Raw genomic sequence first — 1,216 nt, 5'->3', positions numbered from 1 at the left:
GGCGGGTAGTCGGAGGCGCCGGCGAAGCAGTTGAAGGGCACGCCCATGAAGGAGGCCCCCGCCTTGAACACGTCCGGGTGAAGGGCGAGCAGGTGCTGGGTCATCATGCCGCCGGACGAACTGCCCGTGGCGTAGACCCGGTTCGGGTCTGCCCGGTAGGTCCGCTCGACGTACCCGATCATCGAGATGATCGAGACGGGGTCGCTGCCGCCGCCGCGCTGCTTGGCCGCGTCCGACCAGGTGTCGAAGCAGTTGCCGAACCCCGCCGACTGGGTGGCGGTCGGGTAGACGACGATGAAGCCGTACCGATCCGCCAGCGAGGCGAACTCACTGCCCTGATAGAAGCCGGGGCCGGAGCCGCCGCAGCCGTGCATCGCCACCACGATCGCCGGCGAGGCCGGGCGTGAGTCCGGTACGTAGAGGTGCATCCGCATGTTGCCCGGGTTGCTGCCGAAGCCGGTCACCTCCACCAAGGTGGCGGCGGCGGCGGGCGATCCCAGTACCACGGTCATGACGGCAAAGAGCGCCGCGGTGCAGGCACCGGCCAGCGCCTTGGTCCATCGTCTCATTCGCGCTCCTCCTCTCCCCGTACGCGGCGTGCCGCGTCTTGACGTCCGTCGCTGGAAAAGTAGAAGGGCCGCCATCCACCGTCAATGCGCGCCTGGTACGCGGATTCGCCGGTTCACCTGGGGGAGAGCTGTTTCGCCTGGTTATCAAGTACCTTGTTATCAACGTCCTTGATATTCGGTCGAGAAACTTACATGGGGCCGTTCCGGCGGGCGCGATATCGTCTCCTGGTGACCGAGGCCACACCGCCGCCCCATGTGAGCTACCTGGTGTTCCGGCTGGAACGCCGCATCCGCGCCTGCCTGGACGACGCGCTCGCCCGGCACGGCATGACGACCACCGGATACATGGCGCTCAGCGAGCTGCGCCTGCGCGACGCCCCGTCCTCGGCCGACCTGGCCCGCATCGCCTTCGTCACCCCGCAGGCGATGAACCTGGTCATCCGCGACCTCGAACAACGCGGCCTGATCCGCCGCGAACCGCATCCCCGGGGCGGGCGCGCCCTGCGCACCCGTCTCACCCCGGCAGGGCTGAACGTTCTGCGGCGATGCGACCGCTCCCTCGACGACATCGAAGCCGTCATGCTCGCCGAGGTCGGCGGTCCGGACCGGGTGGCACTCGCGGAGACGCTCACGCTGTGCGCCCGGGC

At 68.8% G+C, this 1,216-nt stretch carries 2 protein-coding genes; one reads left to right on the top strand and one right to left on the bottom strand.

Going from position 1 to position 1,216, the window contains the following annotated elements; genetic code table 11:
- The coding region (locus tag ABD331_RS60645; RefSeq protein WP_344496699.1) for an extracellular catalytic domain type 1 short-chain-length polyhydroxyalkanoate depolymerase at positions 1-569 on the bottom strand (569 nt) is incomplete at its 3' end.
- Between the two features lie 228 nt (positions 570-797).
- Between ABD331_RS60645 and ABD331_RS60640 the strand changes: the two genes are divergently transcribed.
- Positions 798-1,216: MarR family winged helix-turn-helix transcriptional regulator (locus tag ABD331_RS60640; protein WP_344496697.1), on the top strand; the 419-nt coding region annotated here is incomplete at its 3' end.

Origin of the sequence: Nonomuraea monospora, from assembly GCF_039531895.1 — a bacterium.
Lineage (GTDB): Bacteria > Actinomycetota > Actinomycetes > Streptosporangiales > Streptosporangiaceae > Nonomuraea > Nonomuraea monospora.
This window is presented reverse-complemented; position numbering and strand designations above follow the sequence as displayed.